This is a genomic window from Paenibacillus sp. OK003 (assembly GCF_900109515.1).
GTDB lineage: Bacteria > Bacillota > Bacilli > Paenibacillales > Paenibacillaceae > Paenibacillus > Paenibacillus marchantiae.
Genome location: NZ_FOBD01000021.1, coordinates 1 through 26,567 on the forward strand (window position 1 = coordinate 1; position 26,567 = coordinate 26,567).

The 26,567-nt window shown below is 46.0% G+C and carries 29 protein-coding genes; 19 read left to right on the plus strand and 10 right to left on the minus strand.

Features of this window, described 5'->3' with window-relative positions; all coding sequences use genetic code 11:
- The 3 genes from BMW94_RS31395 to BMW94_RS25480 all read right to left on the minus strand — a co-directional run.
- Window positions 1-162, minus strand: a 162-nt coding sequence (locus BMW94_RS31395) for an HTH domain-containing protein (protein ID WP_368086919.1), incomplete at its 3' end; no start/stop codon positions are given.
- A 163-nt stretch (window positions 163-325) separates the two neighbouring features.
- Window positions 326-1,174, minus strand: a complete 849-nt coding sequence (locus tag BMW94_RS25475; RefSeq protein WP_091001576.1) for a DegV family protein — start codon at window positions 1,172-1,174, stop codon at window positions 326-328.
- A gap of 119 nt (window positions 1,175-1,293) precedes the next feature.
- On the minus strand, window positions 1,294-1,770 hold the full coding sequence (locus BMW94_RS25480; protein ID WP_091001577.1) for a hypothetical protein: 477 nt from the start codon (window positions 1,768-1,770) through the stop codon (window positions 1,294-1,296).
- A gap of 280 nt (window positions 1,771-2,050) precedes the next feature.
- Here BMW94_RS25480 and BMW94_RS25485 point away from each other — a divergent pair, with 280 nt between their 5' ends.
- Complete coding sequence (locus tag BMW94_RS25485; protein WP_091001578.1) at window positions 2,051-2,437, plus strand: DUF423 domain-containing protein; 387 nt, start codon at window positions 2,051-2,053, stop codon at window positions 2,435-2,437.
- A 144-nt stretch (window positions 2,438-2,581) separates the two neighbouring features.
- Here BMW94_RS25485 and BMW94_RS25490 read toward each other — a convergent pair whose 3' ends face one another.
- Window positions 2,582-3,160, minus strand: a complete 579-nt coding sequence (locus tag BMW94_RS25490) for a hypothetical protein (RefSeq protein ID WP_091001579.1) — start codon at window positions 3,158-3,160, stop codon at window positions 2,582-2,584.
- 231 nt (window positions 3,161-3,391) lie between these two features.
- Between BMW94_RS25490 and BMW94_RS25495 the strand changes: the two genes are divergently transcribed.
- Complete coding sequence (locus BMW94_RS25495) at window positions 3,392-3,694, plus strand: YunC family protein (protein WP_017689545.1); 303 nt, start codon at window positions 3,392-3,394, stop codon at window positions 3,692-3,694.
- Between the two features lie 106 nt (window positions 3,695-3,800).
- Here BMW94_RS25495 and mtnA read toward each other — a convergent pair whose 3' ends face one another.
- Window positions 3,801-4,874 (minus strand): S-methyl-5-thioribose-1-phosphate isomerase, encoded by a 1,074-nt coding sequence (gene mtnA / locus BMW94_RS25500; RefSeq protein ID WP_091001580.1) that lies wholly within the window; start codon window positions 4,872-4,874, stop codon window positions 3,801-3,803.
- Between the two features lie 45 nt (window positions 4,875-4,919).
- Window positions 4,920-6,137 carry an S-methyl-5-thioribose kinase gene (mtnK, locus tag BMW94_RS25505; protein ID WP_091001581.1) on the minus strand — a complete coding sequence of 406 codons (1,218 nt, stop codon included), beginning with the start codon at window positions 6,135-6,137 and terminating at the stop codon, window positions 4,920-4,922.
- A 298-nt stretch (window positions 6,138-6,435) separates the two neighbouring features.
- Here mtnK and BMW94_RS25510 point away from each other — a divergent pair, with 298 nt between their 5' ends.
- From BMW94_RS25510 to BMW94_RS30775, 10 genes are all read left to right on the plus strand, one after another.
- Window positions 6,436-6,897 carry a Dps family protein gene (locus BMW94_RS25510; RefSeq protein WP_053780517.1) on the plus strand — a complete coding sequence of 154 codons (462 nt, stop codon included), beginning with the start codon at window positions 6,436-6,438 and terminating at the stop codon, window positions 6,895-6,897.
- Window positions 6,898-7,024: 127 nt separating this feature from the next.
- Complete coding sequence (locus BMW94_RS25515) at window positions 7,025-7,600, plus strand: DUF1802 family protein (RefSeq protein ID WP_091001582.1); 576 nt, start codon at window positions 7,025-7,027, stop codon at window positions 7,598-7,600.
- Window positions 7,601-7,971: 371 nt separating this feature from the next.
- Window positions 7,972-8,754 carry a Fe-S cluster assembly ATPase SufC gene (gene sufC / locus BMW94_RS25520; protein ID WP_090895331.1) on the plus strand — a complete coding sequence of 261 codons (783 nt, stop codon included), beginning with the start codon at window positions 7,972-7,974 and terminating at the stop codon, window positions 8,752-8,754.
- Between the two features lie 24 nt (window positions 8,755-8,778).
- On the plus strand, window positions 8,779-10,083 hold the full coding sequence (gene sufD, locus BMW94_RS25525; RefSeq protein ID WP_091001583.1) for a Fe-S cluster assembly protein SufD: 1,305 nt from the start codon (window positions 8,779-8,781) through the stop codon (window positions 10,081-10,083).
- Window positions 10,080-11,300, plus strand: coding sequence for a cysteine desulfurase (locus tag BMW94_RS25530; protein WP_091001584.1), 1,221 nt, complete (start codon window positions 10,080-10,082; stop codon window positions 11,298-11,300). Before sufD ends, BMW94_RS25530 begins: the two co-directional genes overlap by 4 nt.
- Window positions 11,290-11,721, plus strand: a complete 432-nt coding sequence (sufU, locus tag BMW94_RS25535; protein WP_063564289.1) for a Fe-S cluster assembly sulfur transfer protein SufU — start codon at window positions 11,290-11,292, stop codon at window positions 11,719-11,721. The genes BMW94_RS25530 and sufU overlap by 11 nt, the downstream gene beginning before the upstream one ends.
- Before the next feature lie 20 nt (window positions 11,722-11,741).
- A complete protein-coding gene (sufB, locus tag BMW94_RS25540) occupies window positions 11,742-13,139 on the plus strand; it encodes a Fe-S cluster assembly protein SufB (protein WP_024629097.1) in 1,398 nt (465 codons plus the stop codon).
- Window positions 13,140-13,376: 237 nt separating this feature from the next.
- The gene (locus BMW94_RS25545; RefSeq protein WP_091001585.1) at window positions 13,377-14,729 is read left to right on the plus strand and encodes a jacalin-like lectin; all 1,353 of its coding nucleotides are present in this window, start codon (window positions 13,377-13,379) and stop codon (window positions 14,727-14,729) included.
- A 203-nt stretch (window positions 14,730-14,932) separates the two neighbouring features.
- Window positions 14,933-15,652 carry a M23 family metallopeptidase gene (locus BMW94_RS31180; RefSeq protein WP_091001586.1) on the plus strand — a complete coding sequence of 240 codons (720 nt, stop codon included), beginning with the start codon at window positions 14,933-14,935 and terminating at the stop codon, window positions 15,650-15,652.
- 142 nt (window positions 15,653-15,794) lie between these two features.
- On the plus strand, window positions 15,795-15,923 hold the full coding sequence (locus BMW94_RS30775) for a YjcZ family sporulation protein (RefSeq protein ID WP_217648203.1): 129 nt from the start codon (window positions 15,795-15,797) through the stop codon (window positions 15,921-15,923).
- Between the two features lie 134 nt (window positions 15,924-16,057).
- Here the strand turns inward: BMW94_RS30775 and BMW94_RS25555 are convergent, their stop codons facing one another.
- Window positions 16,058-17,107 (minus strand): HD-GYP domain-containing protein, encoded by a 1,050-nt coding sequence (locus BMW94_RS25555; RefSeq protein ID WP_091001587.1) that lies wholly within the window; start codon window positions 17,105-17,107, stop codon window positions 16,058-16,060.
- Between the two features lie 124 nt (window positions 17,108-17,231).
- Window positions 17,232-17,978 (minus strand): molybdenum cofactor biosynthesis protein, encoded by a 747-nt coding sequence (locus tag BMW94_RS31185; protein ID WP_091001588.1) that lies wholly within the window; start codon window positions 17,976-17,978, stop codon window positions 17,232-17,234.
- A gap of 120 nt (window positions 17,979-18,098) precedes the next feature.
- Between BMW94_RS31185 and BMW94_RS25565 the strand changes: the two genes are divergently transcribed.
- From BMW94_RS25565 to BMW94_RS25595, 7 genes are all read left to right on the plus strand, one after another.
- Window positions 18,099-19,529, plus strand: coding sequence for a bifunctional metallophosphatase/5'-nucleotidase (locus BMW94_RS25565; protein WP_091001589.1), 1,431 nt, complete (start codon window positions 18,099-18,101; stop codon window positions 19,527-19,529).
- Between the two features lie 69 nt (window positions 19,530-19,598).
- Window positions 19,599-20,717 (plus strand): HD-GYP domain-containing protein, encoded by a 1,119-nt coding sequence (locus tag BMW94_RS25570; protein WP_091001590.1) that lies wholly within the window; start codon window positions 19,599-19,601, stop codon window positions 20,715-20,717.
- A 224-nt stretch (window positions 20,718-20,941) separates the two neighbouring features.
- On the plus strand, window positions 20,942-22,078 hold the full coding sequence (yfkAB, locus tag BMW94_RS25575) for a radical SAM/CxCxxxxC motif protein YfkAB (protein WP_091001591.1): 1,137 nt from the start codon (window positions 20,942-20,944) through the stop codon (window positions 22,076-22,078).
- Between the two features lie 46 nt (window positions 22,079-22,124).
- The gene (locus tag BMW94_RS25580) at window positions 22,125-23,519 is read left to right on the plus strand and encodes a hemolysin family protein (protein ID WP_254790365.1); all 1,395 of its coding nucleotides are present in this window, start codon (window positions 22,125-22,127) and stop codon (window positions 23,517-23,519) included.
- A gap of 226 nt (window positions 23,520-23,745) precedes the next feature.
- Window positions 23,746-23,985, plus strand: coding sequence for a spore coat associated protein CotJA (locus BMW94_RS25585; RefSeq protein ID WP_091001592.1), 240 nt, complete (start codon window positions 23,746-23,748; stop codon window positions 23,983-23,985).
- A complete protein-coding gene (locus tag BMW94_RS25590) occupies window positions 23,975-24,250 on the plus strand; it encodes a spore coat protein CotJB (protein WP_063564297.1) in 276 nt (91 codons plus the stop codon). The genes BMW94_RS25585 and BMW94_RS25590 overlap by 11 nt, the downstream gene beginning before the upstream one ends.
- A 92-nt stretch (window positions 24,251-24,342) precedes the next feature.
- Complete coding sequence (locus tag BMW94_RS25595; protein ID WP_091001593.1) at window positions 24,343-24,912, plus strand: manganese catalase family protein; 570 nt, start codon at window positions 24,343-24,345, stop codon at window positions 24,910-24,912.
- Between the two features lie 97 nt (window positions 24,913-25,009).
- On the opposite strand, the gene BMW94_RS25600 is transcribed toward BMW94_RS25595, so the two are convergent.
- Together BMW94_RS25600 and BMW94_RS25605 are read right to left on the minus strand one after the other, a co-directional pair.
- Entirely contained in the window at window positions 25,010-26,002 is a 993-nt protein-coding gene (locus BMW94_RS25600) for a 3-oxoacyl-[acyl-carrier-protein] synthase III C-terminal domain-containing protein (RefSeq protein ID WP_091001594.1), read from the minus strand.
- Window positions 26,003-26,056: 54 nt separating this feature from the next.
- Window positions 26,057-26,407, minus strand: a complete 351-nt coding sequence (locus tag BMW94_RS25605; RefSeq protein ID WP_091001595.1) for a hypothetical protein — start codon at window positions 26,405-26,407, stop codon at window positions 26,057-26,059.
- Window positions 26,408-26,567 lie beyond the last annotated feature (160 nt).

Genomic DNA, 26,567 nt, shown 5'->3' on the forward strand with positions numbered 1-26,567 from the left:
CTGACTGTATTCTTGAATAAATCGTTCTTTGAACGCATCCGTGTACGTAATAGCTTTAGCGCTGACATTTTTCACATAGGGATTTCTTCTTAACTGATCTTGCTCTTGAGTTGTAAAGTATTTTTTTGACATCTGCTTGACCACCGCTCGTTTTTTATTCATTGTACACAAAAAGCCCCTACAAGATGACCTTTTTTAAAGTGTCTATCTTATAGGGTACATTTTACTACGGTAGCTTGGAATGCCCTTTCTGGCTTGAACTTTGATGTTTCAGCAGGCGTGATACTAACTATTAAAGAAACATGCTGAGTGGTGAGAGGCCTTTTTATAAAATCGTGTTGTAAATGATACCGATCGTTTTGGGACCACAATGACTACATATAACGCAACCAGCCGTAGTTAATTCCACTCGTGCTCCAGTCTGCTCCTGCAGAGACTTTTGCAAATCAAGCGCGTCTTCCTCGGCCATAGTATGCACGACGATAACGAGATCGCGATCGATCTGTTCCTTACGGTTAAGTGTGTTTTGCAGCATTTGTTCCAGCGCCTTTTCCCGTTTGCCACGGACTTTGTAGGCAGGAGACATCTTGCCATCGGCTACCCGAATGACGGGGCGGATTTTTAGCAGACTGCCAATCAGGTTTTGCATGCCGGAGCAGCGCCCACCTTTGTACAGATACTCCAACGTATCGATGACAAACTCAGTTCTCACATTCGGTTTGATGGCTTCAACGAGATGTGTAATCTCTGTCAGGCTCTGTCCTTTTTCAGCTGCATGAACTGCCTTCATGACCATCAGGCCAATTCCGGAAGAAAGATTCAGAGAATCAACAACAGAGATGCGACCTTCCGGAAATTCGGAACTGGCCAATTTTGCATTTTGGTAGGTTGACGATAGTTCAGAGGACAAGCTGATATATAAGATATCATACCCTTGTTCGATGTAAGGTTGAAATGCCGTCATGAAATCAGCAGGTGAAGGTGCTGCTGTTTTGGGCAGACGCCCATCCCTGCTTACACGTTCATAGAGCTGCTCCGGCTTAATTTCAGCACCGTCCTTCAGTGATTCCTCACCGAACACGACATATAAAGAGATGATACCGATATCGTGCTGCTGGATCCATGCTGGGGCCAGATCACTTGTGCTGTCCGTGAAAATTTTGATTCGTGACATGTCAATCTCCTTTGGATACGAAAATTTGGCAATAGAATAGATCATATGGATCATGTTGAGATGAATCAGTGTTATTTTATTATCATTTTTGAGGAATGAATGTCAAGCGATATACGCTTTTACATCATATAGATACCTGCAATGATAAGCCCTGCAAACGTCAGAATCATGGCTCCACTGAGAATGGTTCCAATGATAGCGAAGACTTTTTTTCGATTTTTGAGAACAAGCCCAATCACGCCGAGAATGATTCCAGCCAGATTAAGAACCAGACAAACAAGAACAGCGAGAGAAGCCAGAACAACTGCTGGATGTAATGCAATCTCCTCCACTTGGATCGGTGTGGCTATAACGCCAATTGAACTGTTTATAGCCATTGTGGCAATAAAAAAAGTCAGCATGTAACCAATGATTGAGACCAATCCAATCACAAAACTTGCAATACCAGGCCCGGAATGCTTCAATCGACCCATGGATGGATCTTCAAGGGCGGAGGGGGAAGGTGTAAACAGGTTGTCATGATTGGGATCTGAATAATTCGTGCCGGAACTGGATTGATAAGGATTATTGTTATTCTGGTTATTTTGATTATCCATAAATGGTTTATCCCTCCCTTAATCGTGGTCATGAGTGTAATTAACCTTATCCGGGTATTATGATTCTAATCAAGAGAATGAAGGCATTCCTTTTTACTTTTCCATAAAAATCGATAAAAATCAAGGTTTCACGCCAGTTTTCGTCGATTTTGAGGCAAAAGCGAAGCAAAGTATATATAACCAGACATATGAATGCCTTCCGCATCGTAGCTGGCTGGTAAACACTGCAAGGATTCGCTAAAATGGATAGTTGAGAGATGAATTAAGGGAGAGAAGGCAAATGCAACGGAAATGGATGATGCTTGGTGCTGTACTGACAATGCTTTCGGTAGCTATTGGTGCGTTTGGTGCACATATGCTCAAGGAAAAAATTGGTGCAGACGCCATAGCCGTATATGAAACTGGAGTGCAGTACCACATGATACATGCAATTGCACTGCTGATTATTGGTCTTACAGCGGGTCAACTTGGACCGTCCACCAAGCTCAAGTGGGCAGCACGCCTGCTGTTTATCGGAATTATCATATTCTCGGGCAGTCTGTATGTATTGAGTATTTCAGGTATTAAAATATTGGGAGCCATCACGCCGATCGGTGGGGTAGCCTTTATTGTCGGATGGTTGTTATTAGCCATAGACGTGTGGCAGCGGGGAAGAGATCGCTCATGATGATTTACAATGGCTGGGCATAGCTAAGGCTAACTAAGATGTACCAGCTCATTGTTACAGGAATGAATAGCTAAAAAAGCAACTTGCATGGGAAAAGTTATGGAATTCCCCCGTAAGTTGCTTTTTGTTTGAATGTTCATTGAGTTAAAGAAACTCATCAATTTCATTGGTTCGGAACGTATACACTTGTTTTTCATCCACATGGTAGACGCTTACAATGCTGTTGTCCCGATCAAAATTCAAAATGCGGCATGGAATGCTCTGATGTCTGCCATTTTTGTTGTTCACAACGATCCGAGTAAGACGGTTTTCTTTGATCAGGGTATCAATCCATACATCGAATGAATTTGCGTTGGTAATGTTGGGCGCTTCGGTTGAAGGAGCTTTCTGGGAAGCAGGTGTTTCAATTTCACTCTGTGGTGTGACTGGAACGGTTGAAGCCGTCGCTTGATTTGGTGATGAGCTTTTTTGTTTTGCATTGGATTGTGATTTTTTTCTTTCTTTATGAAGAAAGGCGAATGAGTCCTTTTTGGACTGCAGTGTCACTTCAATAATTTTGCCAAGCTCTATGCCGGATTGAATCCGGAAGTCCGCAATTTGTTCCTCTTTGTTTATGAACTCCAACAGGGACTGCAGTGCCAATGCATTCGAGCGGCTCTTAATAAGAATATCGACATTGAATAAAAAGCCGATTTCTTCTTCGTTGGATAAGGTTTCTTTCATTGATCCCAGCCCCGTTAAAAGATATGTCAGCAAAAACATGCTTCAATACACTATATCATTAAAAAGGCAATAATCATAGTGCTGGAGACATAGAAAATGAGCAAATCACTTAGTCTAATTCAAGTAAAACCATATGTCTTTCCAATCCTTTTCCGCAGGTGTCCACACCGCTATCCAGAATGAGGCATACAATTATCGTGACCTGTGGAAGAGGAGGTGTATCGGGAAATTATGGTGACGATGGAGCCGATTGTGGTTGGAGAGCATGTGTTGGTCGGGGTAGAGGTAAAGCTGCCCAAAACGACATTACTGACGATTAATACATCCAAAGGATATATCATGTGCGGAGCACTGGATGTGGGATTACTTAATGAGAAGCTTGGGGATCGCAAAATTATTGCAGCTCGGGCGGTTGGCGTGCGCACATTGGAACAGCTGCTGCATGCACCTATGGAGTCGGTGACCACGGAAGCCGAGGCTATGGGCATTACGGTTGGCATGACGGGTGTAGAAGCATTGCTCAAGATGATCTAATCCCCGAATAATCAACAATTAAAGAGAGGGCTCCCCTACTTGGAAGCCCTCTCTTTAATTTACATATACCCATCCGATTTCAAACGATAAAATATGCTTCCACTAATTAAGCTTCATCCTTGGCGAACAAGGCAGCCAGATTCTCTTTGAAAGGAGCGCGAACGACACCTTTTTCTGTAATAATGGCGGTTACATATTCGTTAGGTGTGACGTCAAACGCCGGGTTGAATACTTTCACACCTTGTGGTGCCGTACGTTTGCCAAAACCTTCGGTTACTTCCTCCGCAGCACGTTCCTCAATCGGAATGAGATCTCCGGATGGCGTAGACAGGTCTATGGTGGACAGCGGGCTGGCTACATAGAAAGGAATGTTGTGCGCTTTGGCAAGGACCGCTACGCTGTACGTTCCGATTTTGTTAGCTACATCCCCATTGGCAGCGACGCGGTCTGTACCCACGATAACGGCCTGAATCCAGCCTTTGGACATGACCATGCCTGCCATGTTGTCGCAGATCAGAGTAACGTCAATACCGGCTTGCTGAAGCTCGAAGGCCGTAAGGCGTGCACCCTGAAGGACAGGACGCGTTTCGTCTGCAAATACTTTCAGGTTGATGCCACGCTCGTGAGCGAGGTACATCGGTGCAGTCGCCGTTCCGTATTTTGCGGTCGCAAGTCCGCCTGCATTACAGTGGGTAAGTACACCCATACCGTCTGCGAACAAAGGAAGAGCATTTTCACCGATAAGGCGACAAACTTCTTCGTCTTCTTTCTGAATCAAGAGAGCTTCCGCTTCAAGAGCAGCATTGCTAACTTCAATGCTTGCACCGGATTCAGCAAGGTCACTGGCTTTTTGCATCATACGATCCAGCGCCCAGAACAGGTTCACGGCCGTTGGACGGGAAGTCGCAAGATGAGCACAGATGGATTTTACGTGATCCAGCCAGCCTTGTATGGCAAGTCCGTCATATGCTTTGGCACCTAGTACGACGCCGAATGCAGCAGCAATCCCGATCGCCGGAGCACCGCGTACTTTCATCGAGTGGATGGATTCCCATACCTCTTCGGGCGTGTATAGTTTCAGCATAAGAATCGTTTCAGGCAGCAAACGCTGGTCAAGCATTTCAAGCTTGTCCTGTTTCCATATAAGGGAGGACAGAGGCTGATGTTCAGGGGTTGTCATGGATGTTCCTCCGTTCCTTGAGTTAAGTCATATGCATTCTTTGAGTCAGGCTTTAATAGAAGTAACCGCAGTAGCTACTGTATCTAGAAGTTCACCAATGGTATTCAGATTGCGATTACGCTTGATAAGTGCTTTACCGATTGCCAACGCTTTGCGCTGGGCACGTTCACGTTGTGTTGCATCTTCAATCGTATCGATATCTGCGACATGCGCAAGTCCAACAATACGGCGAACCATTTTCGCGCCAGCAAAGCCAGCAGAATCTCTGAATAATTGTTGAACATAAAGATCTTGGTATCCAGGCGCCTTAGCCATAGGATCAATCAGGTCGGAAGTCCACAGACCCCGGAAGCGGGATTCGAATTCAGTCCATACGTCACGAACCATATCCAGCAAAACCGTTTCACGCTCATGAAGAGCCATTTGATCCTGAATTCGACCTGGCAGCGAGGCGTAATGTAGAAGCAGATTGGCAAGCACGGCTCCTACATCGAATCCCATTGGGCCGAAATAGGCAAATTCGGGATCAATGACTTTCGTGGATTCAGGTGTGACAAAAATACTGCCTGTATGCAAATCACCATGAAGTAGAGCTTGACCATGGGTGAGAAATTTCTCGCGCAGCAAAGCTACTTCAAGATGAAGTTCTCCATCTGTGCGAAGTGCTTCTGCTTCATCTTCAATGGCAACCTCATAATTATTTTTCTCCGCAATGCGATACGGTTCATCAAAGATCAGATCCTCGGTTATTTTACATTGATCCGGATTGACGAATCTGCCCTGTTTCTCCTTCTTCAATTGCTGGTTCATGCCAAGATCTGATGTGAAAAACAATGTTCTCGCCATGAACTCCCCGATATGTTCCGCAAAAAGAGGATATGTTCCGCCATCGATGAGGCCTTTACGCATAATCACATGATCGCTCAAATCCTCCATCACGGTTAAGGCGAGATCATCATCATAATGGTACACTTCAGGCACCATTCCCGGACATAAACGATACTCTTCCTGCAGGATTTCCCGTTCAATTCTGGCACGTACCAGAGACAATGGCCATGATTCTCCGACCACTTTCGCATAAGGAAGAGCTTGTTTGATAATGATACTTTTATCGGAGTTCTGATCCGTGATATGGAAGACCAAATTCAGATTGCCGTCACCGATCTCACGACATTCCAGATTCGCATCTGCCGCAAACGGACCCGGTAATGTTTTGGCCAGTTCGATTGCATCCTGGGGTGTTAAAGGGCGATATTGGGACAAGAATGCCACCTCCATATATATGAAGAAACAGGAAAACCCACTTCTTTGCTTGGTATATGTCAGTATATCGGAAATAACTGTGCTTTTGTACCCTTTTTTTGAGACAGCCCATACTGGACTTGTTTCGAACTTCCGGTGTACGGGTAAAAACAAATAGGCCGGACGGTTGACAGAAATACCGCCGACAAGGCTCCCCACCACTGGTGGTGCCGAACTGTTAAATCTCTGTCATTTACGGCAGGATAACCTGCTTATCGTGAATGTCAGACTAATTTTATAATAAAAGGATGGGATTAAGATGGCTACAAAAAACAAAACAGATCAAGCAAAATCGGTGGAACAAGTACTTAATCGTCAGGTGGCGAACCTGAACGTCCTGTATGTTAAAATTCATAACTATCACTGGTATGTAAAAGGACCTAACTTTTTCACACTGCACGTGAAATTCGAAGAATTCTACAATGAAGTGACTGTACAAATGGATGAAATCGCTGAACGTATTCTTACCCTCAAAGGGAGCCCAGCGGCTACGATGAAAGAATATCTTGAGCTGTCCTCCATTCAAGAAGCAGCTGGTGGCGAAGATGCCAACACAATGGTACAGAATCTGATCGAGGATTTTGCTACATTGTCGAACGAGTACCAGGAAGGTATTGAAGTGGCTGACGCTGCTGAAGATCAACCAACATCCGATATGCTGACAGGCTTCAAGGCTGATTTGGAGAAACATATGTGGATGCTTCGCTCTTTCTTGGGCTAATTCCATCCGCATTTATCGAGTTTGTTGGCTTATAAACCATACAGTTACTCTAACCGATCTTTCACGTTGCCAGGACGACGCCGAGCGTCTATACTGCTGCCAAGACTGACTTCGGGAGGAGAACTTTATGATAGGCACAACGATACCGGCATTAAAAGAATGGGCCTCCGCAATCAAAGCGCTGGAAACGGGTCGCCAGATTATGGTGATGCGCAAAGGCGGGATTGTGGAGGAAACCCGACGTTTTGAGTTGAAAAGTCCAGCGTTCTATCTGTATCCGACTTATGAACATCAGCGTAAAGAACTGATAAAGTCCTCTGATCATTTCTATGTTGAGGAATCACTGGCCGAATGGGTGCCTGAAGCTTCGACGATCCGTCTCACAGCATATGCTGAAGTGACACAGGATTTGGAGATCAGAAATCAGGAGATGCTGGATCGACTTCTTGACTTTCATATGTGGACTGCGGATTTTGCCGAAGATCGCCTAAAGTGGAAACGCAAAGATCCACTCCACGTATTGATACTCCGAGTGTACCGTTTGAAGGAACCGATGGAGATTCCCGTATTACCTGAATACAACGGATGCCGTTCTTGGATTTCCATTCCGAATGGTCCGGTGCCGCGCGAAATGACGCCGGTGCTGGACGTTGCGGATTTTGACGAACAGGTACAGAAGATTAACGAGATGCTCAAAATGTAATGTTATTTATCGGAAGGACTTGTCCATGATATGGATAGGTCCTTTTTCGGTTGAGAGGAGCAGATTGGATAAAAGATTGAATCCCTGTGATTTTTCTCACTGTCTATTTATGACGAAGAAGTTTTGTCATTTGATTCAATCTTGCTTTTATTATAGAATCAGATAGAATAATGTTTCCTGTAAGGGACAAGAGTTCTTAGGAAATGACTTGATAATCATTGAGAATCAGTTTAGAATTATTCTAAAGTGATTCTTGCTTTGGAGATTGGAGTACAGGAGAAATTCAGGGGAAGCCCTGTTCAGATATTAATAGGTGCTTTTTCGTTTTCGACAGTAAACATCAATTTAATCAATGGAGGGAAACAATACACATGGCTACGAATTTCGTCATTGAAGGTCTGAAAGCGACGATCGAAGGTAAGGAAATCCTGAAAGGCATCAACCTGGAAATGAAGGGTGGAGAAATCCACGCAATCATGGGTCCGAACGGAACTGGTAAATCAACTCTGGCTTCTGCACTTATGGGGCACCCTAAATATGAAGTAACAGAAGGTACGATTACACTTGATGGTGAAGATGTACTGGATATGGCTGTAGACGAGCGTGCTCGTGCAGGTCTGTTCCTGGCTATGCAATACCCGAGTGAAATTGCTGGTGTAACGAATTCTGACTTCCTGCGTAGCGCAATCAATGCACGTCGTGGTGAAGGCAACGAGATCTCTTTGATCAAGTTCATTCGCCAAATGGAAGGTAAAATGAAAGAACTCGACATGAATCCTGAGTTTGCTCACCGTTACCTGAACGAAGGTTTCTCCGGTGGTGAGAAAAAACGTAATGAAATTTTGCAAATGATGCTGCTTGATCCAAAGATCGTAGTACTCGATGAAATTGACTCCGGTCTGGATATCGATGCTCTGAAAATCGTGGCAAACGGTGTAAACGCAATGAAGAGCGAAGATCGCGGATTCCTGATTATCACTCACTATCAACGCCTGTTGAACTACATTACTCCTGACTACGTGCACGTAATGATGCAAGGTCGTATCGTGAAGTCCGGCGGACCAGAACTGGCTCACCGTCTGGAAGCTGAAGGATATGACTGGGTTAAGGAAGAGCTGGGAATTACAGACGAAACTGTAGGTCAAGAAGCGTAAAGACAAAACGGAGGAGGATAATCAATGACTACACAAACAATTCTTCCGGTTGAATCTGAAGCGCTTCGCGCCTTGTCGGAAAGCAACAATGAACCCGGCTGGTTGACCGAGCAGCGGCTCGAAGCCCTTAAGCTAGCAAGTGGGCTTGCGCTTCCTAAACTGGAAAAACAAAAAATCGAACGCTGGAATGTCAGCGAGTACGGAACATATAAAGCTAGTGAAGCGATTGCTTCCCTTGAGGAAGTACCAGCTTCCATTAAAGATCTGGTTAAGGACCAAGCGGAAGGCAGTCTGGTTATCCAGCGTAATTCCGGTACGGTATACTCCAAGTTGTCTGCTGATCTTGCAGCAAAAGGAGTGATCTTCACGGATCTTGCTACAGCGGTTCGCGAACATAGCGATCTGGTAAAACCATATCTGAATACGGCTGTAAAAGCAGATGAGCATTCTCTTGCAGCACTGCATGCAGCACTTTGGAACGGCGGGGTATTCCTTTATGTTCCGAAAAACGTAGAGATTGAAGTTCCGCTGCAAGCGGTACTGCTCACAGATGATGCTACTGCAACGTTTGCACCGCACGTGCTTGTCGTTGCTGAGTCCAATAGCTCCGTTACTTATGTGGATAACTACGTATCTGGCGAACTGTCTTCACCTGTATTCCATAACGGTGTTGTGGAAGTATTCGTGAAAGCTGGTGCCAAAGTTCGCTTCGCATCAGTTCATCAACTGAGCACAAGTGTTACTGACGTATCTTTCCGCCGTGCAGTGGTGGAGAATGACGGTTCGATTGAGTGGATCGTTGGTGAGATGAACAATGGTGATACTGCAAGCAACACGATGACGGTTCTTAAAGGGAACGGCTCAAGCTCCGATTCCAAAGTTATCGCAGTAGGTTCCGGTTCCCAAAAACTGAACTACACAACAGAAGCTCGTCACTTCGGCAAAAACACGCCAAGTCAGATGATTACACGTGCAGTTATGCGTGAAGAGGCTTCTGCAATCATTAACGGAATCACGAAGATTGAGAAAGGCGCTACTAAAGCGGACGGACAGCAAACAGAGAAAGTACTGATGCTGAGCCCGAAAGCACGTGGAGACGCCAACCCAATCCTTCTCATTGATGAGGATGATGTAACAGCTGGTCACGCGGCTTCTGTAGGTCAAGTCAATGTGGAGCAAATTCATTACTTGATGTCGCGCGGGATTAACCGTAAGGATGCGGAACGCCTGATCATTTACGGCTTCCTGGCTCCGGTGGTGGCGGATATTCCTCTGGAAGCACTGCGTACCCAATTGCAGTCTCTCATCGAACGGAAACTGGGACAATGAACCCGGCTATCCGCGAGCAGTTCCCGATCCTCCACCAGGAAATCAACGGACACCCGCTCGTATACCTAGATAACGCAGCGACTTCCCAGAAGCCGCTGGCTGTAATCGAAGCGATTAAACATTATTATGAATATGAGAACTCCAATGTGCATCGTGGTGTTCATACGCTTGGAAGTCGTGCAACGGATGCTTATGAAGGCGCACGTGAGAAGGTTGCCAAGTTTATCAATGCACGGCGCACACAGGAGATTATTTTCACCCGTGGGACAACGACCGCTTTGAATTTGGTGGCTTCGTCCTACGGACGCTCAGTCTGCAAAGAAGGCGATGAGATTGTTATTACGCAGATGGAGCACCATAGCAATCTGATTCCATGGCAGCAGGTAGCCAAGGAAACGGGAGCGACATTGAAATACATTCCGCTACAGCCGGATGGCAACATTGATTTGGCTGACGTGGATAAGACGATTACGAACAATACTAAAATTGTAGCAATCGCGTATGTATCCAATGTTATGGGTGTTGTTCATCCGGTAAAACAAATCGCTGAAATTGCACACCGCAAAGGTGCTGTCATCGTTGTGGATGGCGCACAGAGCACACCGCACATGAAGGTGGATGTGCAGGATCTAGACTGTGATTTCTACGCATTATCCGGCCATAAAATGTGCGGACCAACCGGGATCGGTGCACTTTACGGCAAAAAGGCGCTGCTGGAGTCCATGGAGCCGGTTGAGTTCGGCGGTGAAATGATTGATGATGTGGGTCTCTACGAGTCCAATTGGAAAGAGCTTCCTTGGAAATTCGAAGGTGGCACTCCGATTATCGCAGGTGCGGTAGGATTGGGTGCAGCCATTGATTTCCTGGAGCAGATTGGCATGGATGAGATTGCTCATCATGAAAGTGTGCTGGCAGCTTATGCAACGGAACGTATGGCCGAGATTGATGGACTGACCATTTATGGACCAGCCAAGCGTCATGTCGGAGTGGTTACATTTAACCTCGGTGATGTACACCCGCATGATGTGGCAACTGTGCTGGATGCAAGTGGCGTAGCCATTCGTGCCGGACACCACTGCTGCCAACCGCTGATGCGCTGGCTGGAAGTCAGTTCAACAGCTCGTGCCAGTTTCTATCTATACAATAACGAACAAGATGTGGACCGGCTTGTCAGCGCCTTAATCCAGACAAAGGAGTATTTTGGCGATGCAACTTGATGATCTGTACCGGCGTGTCATAATGGACCACTACAAAAACCCGCGGAACCGCGGAACGTTTGATAATGAAGCTGTCACGGTGAATTTGAACAATCCAACGTGCGGCGACCGGATTTCACTGCAACTTTTACTGAAAGACGGAATCGTTCAGGAAGCCAAGTATACGGGGGAAGGTTGTTCCATCAGCATGTCCTCGGCATCAATGATGACCGAGGCAGTCAAAGGCAAAACGATGGATCAGGCACTCGACATGGCTAACCGTTTTTCCTCACTGATGAAAGGGGAAGAAGTCGATTTCGACGATTATGAAGATCTCGAAGCCCTATCCGGTGTGAACAAGTTCCCTGCACGCATCAAATGTGCCACATTGGCCTGGAATGCACTACGCAAAGGAATTGACGAAGAAGACAATGTACAATAACGATAGGGAGGTAGAGCAAGATGGCTAAAAAAGCACCAGAAATGGAAGAGTATAAATATGGTTTTCGTGACGAACACAAATCCATCTTTCAAACCGGTAAAGGTCTGACTGCAGAAGTCGTTACGGAGATTTCCAAAATCAAGAACGAACCGGAATGGATGTTGGAATTCCGTTTGAAATCCCTGAAACAATTCGAAAAGATGCCGATGCCGAAATGGGGCGGAGATCTAGACGGGTTGGATTTCAATGAAATTCAGTATTATGTTCGTGCTTCTGACAAGCAAGGAAAAACATGGGAAGAGGTTCCTTCCGAAATCAAGGAAACTTTTGATAAACTGGGTATCCCTGAAGCGGAGCAAAAGTTCCTCGCAGGTGTATCAGCTCAGTATGAGTCCGAGGTTGTATACCACAACATGCAAAAAGAATTGGAAGATCAGGGCGTAATCTTCATGGATACGGATACTGCACTTAGAGAGCATCCGGAAATCCTGCGTGAATATTTCGCAACCGTTATTCCACCAGCAGATAACAAATTCGCTGCATTGAACAGTGCCGTTTGGTCCGGAGGAAGCTTCATCTACGTGCCTAAAGGCGTAAAATGTGAAGTGCCTCTGCAAGCCTATTTCCGGATTAACTCCGAAAATATGGGACAATTCGAGCGTACACTCATCATTGCGGACGAAGACAGCTTCGTTCACTATGTAGAGGGCTGTACAGCTCCAATCTACAGCACGAACTCACTGCACAGTGCGGTCGTTGAGATCATCTGTAAGAAAAATGCCCGTGTTCGTTACACAACAATTCAAAACTGGGCACCAAACATCTACAACCTGGTTACTAAACGTGCGGTTGCTGAAGAAAATGCAACGATGGAATGGGTCGATGGCAACATCGGTTCCAAACTGACGATGAAATATCCAGCAGTTGTACTGAAAGGCCGCGGAGCTAAAGGTTCGGTTCTGTCTATCGCTGTAGCTGGTAAAAATCAGCATCAGGATGCAGGCGCGAAAATGATTCACTTGGCTCCAGATACAACATCAACGATTGTATCCAAGTCGATCAGTAAACATGGTGGTAAAGTAACCTACCGTGGTCTGGCTTCCTTTGGTCGCCAAGCGGAAGGTGCAAAATCCAATATCAAATGTGATACACTCATTCTGGATAATGAGTCCACATCCGATACAATTCCTTACAATGAAATCATGAATGATAACATCATGCTGGAGCATGAAGCTACGGTATCCAAAGTGTCCGAGGATCAGCTCTTCTACCTGATGAGCCGTGGTTTGACTGATGCAGAAGCTACACAGATGATCATCATGGGCTTCATTGAACCATTCACGAAGGAATTGCCGATGGAATATGCGGTAGAGATGAACAGATTGATCAAGTTTGAAATGGAAGGCAGTATCGGTTAATCTGCCGTAATAGCCTAGGCTTTTCGGAACCTTGGAATATGGAGCGTGCTGATGTTATGCCGACTTCGTTTCAGGTGATCGTGTATTGAAGCAAAAGAGATCGAGGGAGATATCCCTCGATCTTTTTTTATCCATCCAAGAGGATCTAATTAAACATAGGACTAGACCAGAGTTATTCTTCTGTTAATAAATGTTACATATATTTGAATAGATATAAATATGAGGAGGGATAACATAATGAGACAGCAATTGGCCAAGAGGGGGGCAGCCCTGTTATTATCTGCACTTGTTACTTTCAGCAGTTTGCCACTATTTTCATCAACAGTAAGTGCAGCAGCAGGGGAAACAGTAACTGGGTCTTTTAACATCCTTAGTTATAATGTAGGTGGTCTTCCGGATCTTGTATCCAGCTCTAATCCTGGGGAGTACACCGTTCAGATCTCCCCCAAATTAAACGACTATGACATCGTTAATGTACAAGAGGATTTTAATTATCACCAGGATCTGATATCCCAAGTAACCTTGTCGTATTTGACCAAAACAAGCGGGGTTGCGGGTTTTGGCAGTGGATTGAACAGCTTATCCAGGTATGCATTCCGCGATTTGAAGCGTATTACCTGGGATAAGAGATCCGGTATCTTTGACAATGGAAGTGATGAACTGACACCTAAAGGATTTACAGCAGCAACTTATGAGATTGCTCCTCAGGTGAAGGTGGACGTGTACAATTTGCATGCGGACGCGGGCAGCGATGATAAGTCGCTTGAGGCAAGACGAGATAATATTAAACAACTCTCCAATTACATAAAAGAACATTCGGATGGTAACGCGGTCATCGTATTTGGAGATACCAATACACGGTATACCCGTGCGGCGGACAATATCGAGCTTCTCATGTCTGAAAATGGACTAAGAGATCCGTGGATCGATTTGATCCGGGGTGGAAATATTCCCGCTGATGGTGAAGCACTTATGGATACAACGAATTTAAATGGCCCGAACTATGAGATTGTGGATAAAATTTTGTATCGCGGAAGCAAAGCTTTGTCTCTTAATGCAGCGAGCTACCGCTTGGAAGACCAAACGTTTGTTGACCCGAATGGAAAACAGCTCTCTGATCATTATCCGATCACAGCAGAATTCGTATACAGTACATCTGCTCAGTACGAACTTAGTTCAACGATTGGCGGATCAGGAGGGACTGGTTTTAATGATCTGAATCATATTCCTGATGCCAGACCTGCCTCCGTTGTGCTCAACTCAGGTAATCGTGTAGACGGCATTTCAACCTTGTACAAAGACGGAACAGATCTGACTCATGGCGGCAAATCGAACACAGCCACACTGAATCTGGCAGATGGAGAGTACTTAACTCAGGCGACGATTGGTCAGGGTACACGAAATGGAGATAAACGAATCTTTTACGTGGAGTTATCCACCAATCTTGGCAATAAAATTGCAGGGGGTCAGAAAACTTCAGAGCAGATCATTTTGAACGCCCCTGCGGGATGGTATATCGCCGGGTTTTATGGAAGAGCCGACCAGGAGATTGATCAGCTTGGAGTTATTTATAAGCGTGTCCAACCTTAATCTTGCGTTTAGAACGATAGAGAGCAGATTTATTGTAACTGGTCTATAATCTATAACACCGCTTGGAATATACATTATTGGAAAAGACCGCAGGGTTGGGACCAATAACATTCTGAGCGGTTCTTTTTTGTAATAAAATAAGATCAATAGCACAAGCCATTTACTAGATTTAAGCATCTAATGATAGAAAAGGATGTGAATGCATGAGCATAAATCCATTTAAGGGATATCGGATTACGAGTTCATTTGGCTACCGTATTCATCCTATTTCTGGCGGACATACATTTCATCGTGGAATCGATCTCGTCACAGAGCCATGGAATGGCCCCATACATGCATTTATGGAAGGAACTGTACGTTTTGCTGCGGAAGGTGCAACAGGCTCAGGATTCGGCGGTTACGGGCTTACGGTGGCGGTACAGGATCACAGGGGCTACTTGCATTGTTATGCTCACCTTTCCCGAATTGCAGTAAAAGTTGGACAGCAAGTGAAACAAGGGCAGCTTCTTGGCAACCAGGGGAGCACGGGTGAAAGCACGGGTCCGCATGTGCATTATGAGGTACGCAAAACAAGCACCCCTTTGTATGGATATACAGCTAGTGAGAATGGTGTTGTTGATCCAGGGATCTACTTGCAATCTGAATATAGTTCAACGGTTGAAGAACAGGAGGGGAAGCCAATGACGACGGAGGAAAGAGAGCGGTTAACAGCAATGGAGAAGATGCTGAAATCGCAGTCGGCCTGGATCCAGCAGCAGAAAAACAGTTCCAGTATGGCTTGTCCGTCCTGGGCTGAGGAAGCTTATCTTTATTACCAACCATATATAATGAACGATACAGGCAGTTATGATTTTTGGAGATTGCTTGTCATCATGTATCGCAAGGAGAAGGGGATCAAGGTATCTTCCAATTCATCAAGTTAATTAATAGATCAGGATTATACGTGAAGCTTGTTTTACTCAAAAGCAGGCAGACAACCATTTATTGAATGTTGCCAGTTCGCCCGGTTCATTCAAACGCAAACGTCATATGTTAGGGTATACCTGATGAAGAGGAGGCAATCACATGAGCGAAGTTGGATACGGCTGTGGTGGCAACGTAGGCGGCATAGGATACAACCCATTCACAAACACGGGTGCGATCTTGGTACTGTTTATTCTGTTGGTCATCATCACTAAAGCATTCTACGTTTAATCTGATATGAACGAAATGGAATACAAAAGGGAAGCCTCAATGGCTCCCTTTTTTCACGTACATACCAACGTATAAGATGTTCTCTTAAATTTGGGTTACTCTAACTGCTGCTGCGCATACCTAGATGCTAATGCTTACTGGATATAAATTTCAACGATAGCTACATCTCTTTCCCTCGCTAAATCGATGAAGGCTGTAGAGGTCTGAACGAGTGGGCGGAAATAATCCGCAGGGTTGTTCAAAACAATCAGACCGGTTTCGCCGGTCGTGAGCAGAACCCTTTTGCCAATAAAGTTGGGTAGCATATGTTTGATGAGTTCCTGCGTGACTTCAGCGTTCAACTGACCGAAGCTCAGGCTGTACAATTCGCATAGCACGGAGATAAGCTCTTGCTTAGTCTGATACACCCGATTGGTCGTCATGGCGCTGTACACATCAGCTACAGCCGTTATACGGGCAAATGGATGAATCTCGTCGCCTTTCAGTCCGTAGGGGTAGCCGCTTCCATCTTCGCGCTCATGATGCTGAAGGGCAACGGTTGCAAGGATCTCGTCCTGAGTGGATTCTTTGACAATCTCATAACCATATAACGTATGTTTCTTCATTTCTTCGAATTCTTCGGGTGTTAACTTGCCCGGCTTATGTAACATTTCAGAAGGAATCTTGGATTTGCCGATATCGTGAAGATATCCTGCTTTGGCTACGGTTAGACAATCCTCAGGGTTATATCCCATCCAGCCTGCGATATAAAAAGCGAGCATTCCGACTTGTAAGGAATGGTTGTAGGTGTAGTCGTTATCCCCGTCAAGCATCAGCAGCAAGGAGACAACATCCTTTTGTTTTTCAAGCTGGCCCGTTAGGGTAATCAAAATCTCATCGACCTGAGTCTCATCAATAAAACCCTTCTCCATCGCTTGTCCAAACAGAGATTCTGTACCTTTGATCGTATCGTTAAACAGGTTAGTTAACAGAAGGGTTTGATCGGAAGGTAAGGTTTGTGCATCAGAGTGTAGGTCAGATGTTGTATGCTCTACATCTGCGTAATCGATTCCATGCTGCAGCAGCTTGGCAATATCATCGTCGCTGAGTGTGGAACCTTTCATCAGCATATGGAGACCCGAACTGTTGTACACATCATTTTTTAACAGGTCGCCAGTTTTAAGATCAGTAACATGCACTCTCACGTATAAACCACCTTTTCCTCGACTAATATCGACACATATGATTATAATAACAAGAAAAAAATGGGTTGACAACGACTTATTTACTAATTTCGTCACCTGTTTAACAGGTCGAAAGACTAGTTATTTAGTTGTCTGTGGGGTTCCAGGGTCCTAGTTGATGACCTTTCCACTCGGAACCATCTTCCCATATTTCTTTTTTCCAGATGGGGACGTTCTGTTTGAGTCTTTCGATCGCATAGCGGCTTGCATCATAACAGTCACTGCGATGAGGAGAGGACACGGCAATAACAACGCTGATCTCCTCTACGTCTACCTTCCCAATCCGGTGACTAATCGCACATTTTACGCCTGGCCAGCGTTCATTGATTTCACTACCGATCGCTGACATCTGAGAAAGCGCCATAGGTATATAGGCCTCGTATTCGAGATGGACCGTTCGTTGCTGTCCGGTCATTTCACGGGTGGTGCCAACAAAGGTGAGGGCAGCGCCATGGTTTGCCGTGATGACGAGCGCCGTTGTAGCTTCCACGGATAAGGGGGACTGGGTGATAAGGAACAATCCGTCATCCGTGCGATGCTCAGGATAAGAAGACCTATGTTCGCCACCAGTCAAATTCGTACCATCTCCTCCCGACACAGGGGGAATTAAGGCGAGTTCATCCTGAGCCTTGATTATAATATCGGCAGAAGCATACTGCTGGTTTACTGCCAAAAAAGAAACACGTATTTGAGCAGCCGCTTCAGGGTAAGCCAGGCCCAGTTTTTCTTTTAATTGCATAGGAGTAGGATTAGTTCCAGGGTACTCATATTCAAGTAGGGATGTGCCCAGACGTTCAGCGATGCCTGCAAATAGTTGAATTGTTAATTTCATGGAAATAACTCACCTCTTTTTAATCTCTAAACCCTATAAATATATCATAACGACGCGGAAAATGTTATGCTTATCCATTAGAGGAATGTACGTTATAGACGATAAGAGGGAGGCGGTGTGATGAGCACCAAGAAGGCGCAAACGTTAACGATTCTACACACCAATGACATCCATAGTCATTTTGGCTCTATGAGCTCCATCGCCGCCATGATCGGACACGAGAAGGAACAGGCTGGAGAATTTCTGGTAGTGGATATCGGAGATCATATGGACCGGATGGCAGTTGAGACGGAAGGTACCCTGGGGGCGGCCAACGTGGATGTTATTAATCTGACCGCTTATGATGCGATAACGATTGGGAACAACGAAGGACTAACATTTACACCCGAACAACTGGCACAGTCTTATTCTGGACTTCTGTGTCCTGTTGTATGTGGAAATGTTGTGGACCAGGCTACGGGCCTGCCACCAGTTTGGATGAAATCCTCTCTCATTCTGGAGAAGGGGCCATTTCGCATCGGTCTGCTTGGTGCTACAGCACCCTTTACCGCTTTTTATGAATTGTTGGGCTGGGATGTATTGGACCCGGTAGATACGCTGCGTGAGCAGGTTGAAGCTTTGCGTCCTCAGGTGGATGTAGTCATTATCCTATCCCATCTGGGGCTTTCAACAGATCGCAGATTGGCTGAACAGATTCAGGGCATCGATGTCATTTTGGGCGGACATACACATCATGTACTGGAAGAACCATTAATCATTGGTCAGACGGTGCTTGGAGCGGCAGGCAAGTTTGGTCAGTGGCTCGGTAAGGTGGTACTGGAGCGGGAAAATGAAGCGAACGAACTTACACTGGTAAGCAGCGGCTGTGTTCCGGTCCAGAACATGTTGCTCGAAGAAAGCGTATCGCTGGCTATAGACACACACCGGACGGAAGCTGAGCGTGCACTTGGTCAAACAGCCGTTATTACGGACAGGACGCTAACCATTGATTACGATCATGAGTCTCCCTTTGCGTCATTGCTTGCCCAGGCTGTTCGTCAGTTCACTGGGGCGCAGTTCTCTCTTGTTAACGCCGGGCAGCTTCTTGGAGATCTTCCTCAGGGGAATATTACAAAGGGAATGTTACATTCGCTATGTCCATCTCCCATTAATGCCTGTACAATATGCTTGAATGGAATTCAGATTCGTGAGGCTCTGGAGCAGTCCCTGTTGTCAGAGTTTTCGCGTAAACCGATTATCGGATTTGGATTTCGCGGGGATATTTTAGGAACGTTGTGTATGGATGGGATTGATGTGGAGTATGACCCGGATTCACCTCCATACGAGAAAATCCGTGGCATATATATTGAGGGCGAGCCGATTCGTGATGAACATGAATATGTGGTAGGAACACTCGACATGTTTACATTTAACGTAGGTTATCCGTCTCTTGCTCTTGGAACGGATACATCGTATCGACTTCCTGAATTCATACGTGACCTGCTCGAAACGGAATTAAAAAGGCCAGGGGCGCTGGATGACAGCCTGCGATCCCGTTGGCATGAAATCTAACAAGTACTTGCCTTCTGCTGTAGCGGCGGCTAGTGGAAATTACATCTACGGAGCGGGAGAGGATAGGCTGTGCGTTTAGTACATATAAACCTATTGCAGCCTGGCATGAAGCTGGGGAAACGAATTTATAGTGAAGAGGGTTTGGTTCTGCTCAGTGAGGGAGTGGAGCTGACCAGTCGGTTGATTGGACGTCTGAAGGACCTGGGAATTGGATATGTGTATATTTCGGATGCAGCAACTGAGGGTATCATCATTCCGGATATGCTGCAGGAAGAGACCAGGCGTAGAGCGCTGGTCGAGATCAAACAACAGTTTCAGAGTATGTCAGGTCTCAAAACCAAAAGCCGAATCCCACACTTCGGAAAAGCACTTAGCGGGTTAATGAATACCATTCTGGAGGACATTGGCAGTCAGAAGGAAGCGATGATTATGCTGATGAATATGAACACCAGTGATTTTGACCTGTATAATCATTCTCTCAATGTATGTGTGTACACCCTGGTTCTTGGAGTGGCATCGGGTTATACCCGTCCGCAATTAATGGAGATTGGTCTGGGTGCCTTGTTACATGATATTGGAAAAACACAGATTGCCCCAGAAATTCTGCACAAGCCCTCCAGGCTGAGTGATGAGGAATTTAAAATCATACAGCAGCATACTACATATGGACATCGTATTCTCAAAGACGAACCGGGTATACCGCTCCTGGCTGCCCATTGCGCATTACAACACCATGAACGAATTGATGGCAGCGGCTATCCTTTTGGTTTGAAAGACAAAGAGATTCATGAGTATGCCAAATGGTTGGCTCTTGCCGATTCGTATGATGCGATGACAACCAATCGGGTATATAACCAAGCCTTGCTGCCACATCAAGCTGTGGAAGTATTATACACGGGTTCTGGGACACTATATGAACAGCGAATGCTGGAGAAATTCCGTGATTGTGTAGCCATTTATCCCTTAGGTATTTCCGTCACGCTGAGTACAGGGGAGGTCGGGGTTGTTGCAGACATCCATTCGCGCATTCCGCAACGACCACGCATTCGTGTTATCAAGGATGCAGACGGACAGACATTAAGTGCACCCTATGAGATCGATCTGACTACAGCGTTGTCTGTGATGATTACAGGTGTTGAAGGTGTGGAAGATGCTACGCCAGCTTCAGCGCGTGGCGAATTATTTTGATATCCTGAACGTCCAATGGAGAACGGTTCAACGCTCATATCGTAATATCAGGGCCGAACTGTCCCGATGTTACGTGGGCGTTTTTTGTCATGTAATGGACAGAGCATGCTCATGCCAGAGCACAGGAAATTGTGCTATGATTAAAGATAACTCCAAAAAGATGAATACGGGGTATGTTGTAAATAAAACTTTTTAGGTTAATAAAAGGAATAAGGTGAAGAACAATGACCATGCTAAACTCAGGATCGGTAGAACCGATGCCTTTATCGCCGACTAATGATCCTTGGGATCCGATCGGCTCTTTACGTACATATGGACGCCATGTGCTGACCAGTGTAGAAATGACCGTGACTCATCTGTGCAATATGCGCTGTGAGCATTGTGCGGTAGGAGATATGTTAACGATGCGCGAGGCACCTGCGCTTCCGTTGCCTTTGATGCTTAAAAGGCTGGATGAGGTTGAGCACCTTCAGACGATCAGTCTGACGGGTGGTGAGCCGAGCTTCAGCCAGAAGACCGTGGATGAAATGATCATTCCGCTCCTCAAATATGCCAAGGAACGGGGCATTCGTTCCCAGATCAACTCCAATCTGACGCTGGATTACCGTCGGTACGAGCAACTTTTGCCTTATCTGGACGTGATGCATATCTCATTCAATTATCTGAATGCTGATGACTTTCACCAAGTCGGGTTTGCCAACAGTGGTAGACCTGTAAAGCGGGAAGTCGCGGTGAAGATGTATGAGAAAATGATTGAAAATTCCCGTAAGCTCAGTGAAGCGGGCATGTTTATCTCTGCGGAGTCCATGATTAATTTCCGTACCCATGACAAGCTTGATGGCATTCATCAGTTGATCCGTGAGATGGGCTGTGTCCGTCATGAAGTGCATCCGATGTACAATTCGAATTTTGCTTCTGCCCTGCCAGTGCTTTCCCTTGATCATATGAGAGCGGCTATTCATCGTTTGTTGGATGTGCGTGACAAGGATATGTGGATGCTGTTTGGTACACTTCCGTTCTTTGCATGCAGTGCAGCAGAGCAGGATCGCGAACTGATCAACCGCCTGTATAGCGAGCCTAAAGTGACGGTTCGTAATGATCCCGATGGTCGTAACCGCGTTAACGTGAACATGTTCACCGGGAACGTGTATGTTACCGATTTTGCCGACATCCCGGCGTTTGGCAACATTCGTGATCGGAAGCTGGATGACGTATTCCATGAGTGGTCGGCGGAACATCCTTTGAATCAGACAGTGAACTGTCATTGTGATGCTGCTTCTTGCTGCGGTCCAAATCTGCTGGTGGCAGATATGTATTATAAAGGTGTGGATTTCAAATCGAGAAAAGCAATTACACGTTGATATTCCAGGTGTATTCCTGAAATAGATCAAAAAGGGGAGTTTCCACTTGGGTATTCATACCGAATTTCATCTCGGGCAGTTGATATTTAATCTGGTCTGTGTGTTTCTGCTCGTATTTTTGAATGGCGTATTTGTCGCAGCGGAGTTTTCTCTGGTCAAAGTTAGACAAACACGCCTCACTCAATTACAGAGTGAAGGGAATAAGTTGGCTGGTTATGCACTGAAGGTGAACGGTAAATTGGATGCCTATCTATCGGCAACCCAGTTCGGAATCACGCTGACATCGCTGGGGCTAGGTTGGCTCGGTGAACCGGCCATTTCCGAATTGCTGGTCGAGCCTCTGATGTTCAAGCTTGGTGTAGCGGATACAGGACTGATATCCACGGTATCGGTCATCATCGGTTTCTGTATCATTACGTTCCTGCACATTGTGCTGGGTGAGCTTGCGCCCAAATCTCTGGCGATTCAAAAAACAGACGGAGTGGCTTTGCTGCTATCGGCACCGTTGCTGTTATTTTATAAAATTTTCTTCCCATTCATCTGGGTACTGAATGCATCAGCCAATGCACTGCTGCGTTTGGCAGGCATTGAACCCGCCAGCGAAGGGGAGGCCCATTCGGAAGATGAGCTTCGCATTTTGATGAAGCAAAGCGCCAAGAGTGGTGTCATCGATAAGGATGAAATTAAACTGATGGATAACATCTTTGATTTCTCGGATATGCTGGCACGTGAAATTATGCTGCCACGTACGGATATGGACTGTCTGTACACTCATATGTCGCTGGAAGAAAACCTGAAAATCATTAATGCAACAAAGCATTCCCGTTACCCTGTGGCTGTTGAGGATAAGGATGAAATTATCGGATTTATCCACATTACCGATCTGCTTCTGGCAGAACCAGACCAGCAGCATGATCTGGCTGCGCTTGTTCGACCAATTCTGAATGTTCCTGAATCCATGGAGATCAGTCATGTACTTCGTCTGATGCAGAAAAAGCACTCCCAGATGACACTGGTGGTTGACGAATATGGCGGCACAGCCGGCCTGCTGACTGCTGAAGAGATTTTGGAAGAGATCGTTGGTGATCTGTATGATGAGTTCGAGGACGAACGTCCGCATATGGAGCGCAGTGGAGAAGCCTTTTCCATCGATGGTCGTTCCCTGATTGAAGAGGTCCATGAATGGACGGGAGCTGTCATCGAGGATGAGGAAGTCGATACGATTGGCGGCTGGCTGTTCAAGGAATTGGAAGGTAGTGCGGTCAAAGGCAAAACACGAGAGCAAAACGGTTATGTATTTGAAGTGGAAGAATCAACCCGTCTCCGAATTACTCGAGTGAAGGTATATAAGCGACCTGCTGCTGAAGACGATAAGGTGGAAATGTTAGAACAGGAACCAGGTTCGATGCAGAGTAATGATCGTGAACGTAACAGGGACTGAGTATGGATGAATGAATTAACCATCGATGCATAAGGCCGCCATATCCATTGAAGTGACCTTCGGAGACTGCCCAGCGGGGTGAGTCGTTCGAGGGTCTTTTTTTGCGTTTCATTAAATATGGGATGAACTTGGGGACAACGACATATGGTTATAGAGACGGGAAATGAAAGCTTGTAATGTTGCGATGTAGAATGTACCAAATCAGTGATGAAGGAGGCGTTGTTCTGTGACAGATCCGCAGCTTCGTGCTTACGCCCCTTTTGTGGGGCCGTTTGATCCATGTCCACCGAAGACGATTCGGACGTACCTGGTTCCTCCGCAATTATTTATCCCATTTCAGCCGATGGGCTGGCCGCAGTACAGTCCCGCAGAAGCCCTAAGAATTGGAACGTTGTGGCCTGCTTTATACAGTCCTTATACACCTGCGAGCTCGAAGGGAAGGAAGGTGGAATCAGATGGAACCTGAAGCGCCCAAAGCCTGTGATGCAAAATACTATGAGTTGCTGGAAGAACTTCAGGCCCTGGATTTTGTATTGGTTGAGCTGAATCTGTATCTGGACACCCACCCGGGCGACTATCAGAGCATTGAGCAATACAACAAATTCAGCCAGGAGCGGATGAGGGTAGCACATGAGTTTCAACAATTGTACGGACCGTTGATGAACTTTGGGCATGCGTTCTCCAAGTATCCGTGGGAATGGTCCCAAACACCATGGCCTTGGCAAGTGTGAAATAACAGCCTCGGGTTTCCTTGCAGTCATTCCAGGCCGGGAGCTCGAGGATCGTAACAGGTTGGATTTGAATTCAAAAAGGAGGTGTCTGCATGTGGGTGTATGAGAAAAAATTGCAATATCCCGTTCGGGTCAGCAAATGTGATCCTCATATGGCGAAATTGCTGGCGGAACAGTATGGAGGCGCAGATGGAGAACTGGCGGCAGCTCTACGGTATTTGAACCAGCGGTATACGATTCCGGACAAGATTATCGGGCTGTTGAATGATATAGGCACGGAGGAATTTGCTCATCTCGAGATGATTGCCACCATGATCTACAAGTTAACGAAGGATGCATCGGTGCAGCAGCTGGAAGAAGCAGGTCTTGGGCCAAACTATGCACAGCGTGATTCTGCGTTGTTCTATACGAATTCTTCGGGTGTACCATTTACAGCAGCCTATATTGCCTCGAAGGGAGATCCTATCGCGGATTTGTACGAGGATATTGCAGCGGAAGAGAAGGCTCGGGCTACATATCAGTGGTTGATCGATCTGACGGATGACGTGGATCTACAGGACAGTCTCAAGTTTCTGAGGGAACGGGAGATTGTGCATTCCTTGCGTTTTCGTGAGGCCGTAGAGATTCTGAAGGATGATCGGGAGACGAAGAAGATTTTCTGAAGAGGACAACATATAAAATAATAAAAAAGCAAGGCAACCCTTTTTTTAGATTAAAAGGGTTCTGCCCTGCTTTTTTTGGATTTAGCGTACCAAGCTCTCAGTATTCAACGACCATGGCAACATTTTGCCACCCAGCGCCGACGGTCCAGAACAGCACTTTATCCCCACGCTGAATTTGGCCGGATGTGATGGCTCGATGCAATGCAATAAACGGACTGCTGGTTGAGGTGTACCCGAACTCGTCTCCGATGTAGACGGCAATATCTTCGCTGATGCCAATGTTCTCGGATACAGCACGTATATTGCTAATGGATAATTGGGAGAAACAAGCGGCTTTGATCTCGTCTGCTCCGATCTCGTTACGACTCAGCAACGTGCGAATCGATTCAGAGGCAGCACCTACACAGATGGAATCATCAAACGGTATGAATTTTACATGAAAGGCACCTGCGTCAACGCCGGTTTGGCCCAGTTTTGCAAGACCTTGTGCCGGGAAGAGGGAATTGCCATATACACAGGTATCGGTCTGATAGATCGAGTCAATAAAACCGACAGCCTGCTCGTCCCGTTCAATAAGGACAGCCGCTGCTGCGTCCCCAAAGTTTGCGAAGTATACAGGATCGTCTGGACTGGCGTGAGGAGCGATGTAATCCGAGCCGATAATCAAAGCCCGACGAATTCTGGGATTGGCCAGCATCTGGCGGCTAACTTGTTCAAAGGCTGCGGTCATACCCGCACAGTTGGCATTGCTGTCAATGCAGATCGTATGGGATGCCCCGTTAATCAGGCGATGAATCATTAAGGAATTCGTAGGAAAGATGTATTCCGGCGTTTGACTTGCATAAGCAATCAGATCGATATCGGCACCAGTGAGTCCGGTCTTTTCGAGCAGATTACTGGCGGCCTCAAAGGCCATGCTTAGTGAGTTTTCATCATCGTTGTCAATTTTGTAACGTGTATCACGCCCAAGTGCCTTTAACAATCCCCGAATATCTACACCTCTTGCATCAAAATGTTCAATGTAAAAGTCATTGTCCACCTTGTTCGTTGGATGATAGATATCGATATCTACAATACGAATTCCAGTCATCTTCATTCTCCTCCTGAGCGGATGGGTGAACCCTCAGCTTGTCCGCCTGGTTAATTAGGTCGTAACCGTGGAGATGATCTCAAGATTATCCAGTCCGACAGACCGTCCGAGACGGGACAGCTGCATTTTCAGAATGGCATTATTCTCAAGCGTCAACACCACTTTTTTATATTCATCTTTTTTGAACATCTGCAGGCAGCCCTCGAGAAGAGGCACAATTTCTGGAGCGGTAACATTCAACTTTTTGCAATCAATGTTAAGCTGATACTCCTTGGTGTTAATCGAACCGATCGTGTCCTGATATGCCGAAATGGAACGTAAACCGTCTTCTTGAGAGAAAGAGCCCTCCAGTTCAATGTTTAACACCTTGTTCGGAACGTCAGTATTCAGTATAAAACTTCCCATGATTGTTCTCTCTCCTTTAAATGAGTTAAGGCTATCCCGCTAACCAAGACATAGGCCTTGAGGCCCTCGTTGACTGCATCTGAGATGTAGGCGGATTGGAAGGATAATTTAACCATATTATAAAGGTAGAGATGTAATAAGATCAATAAAAAAGTCGAAT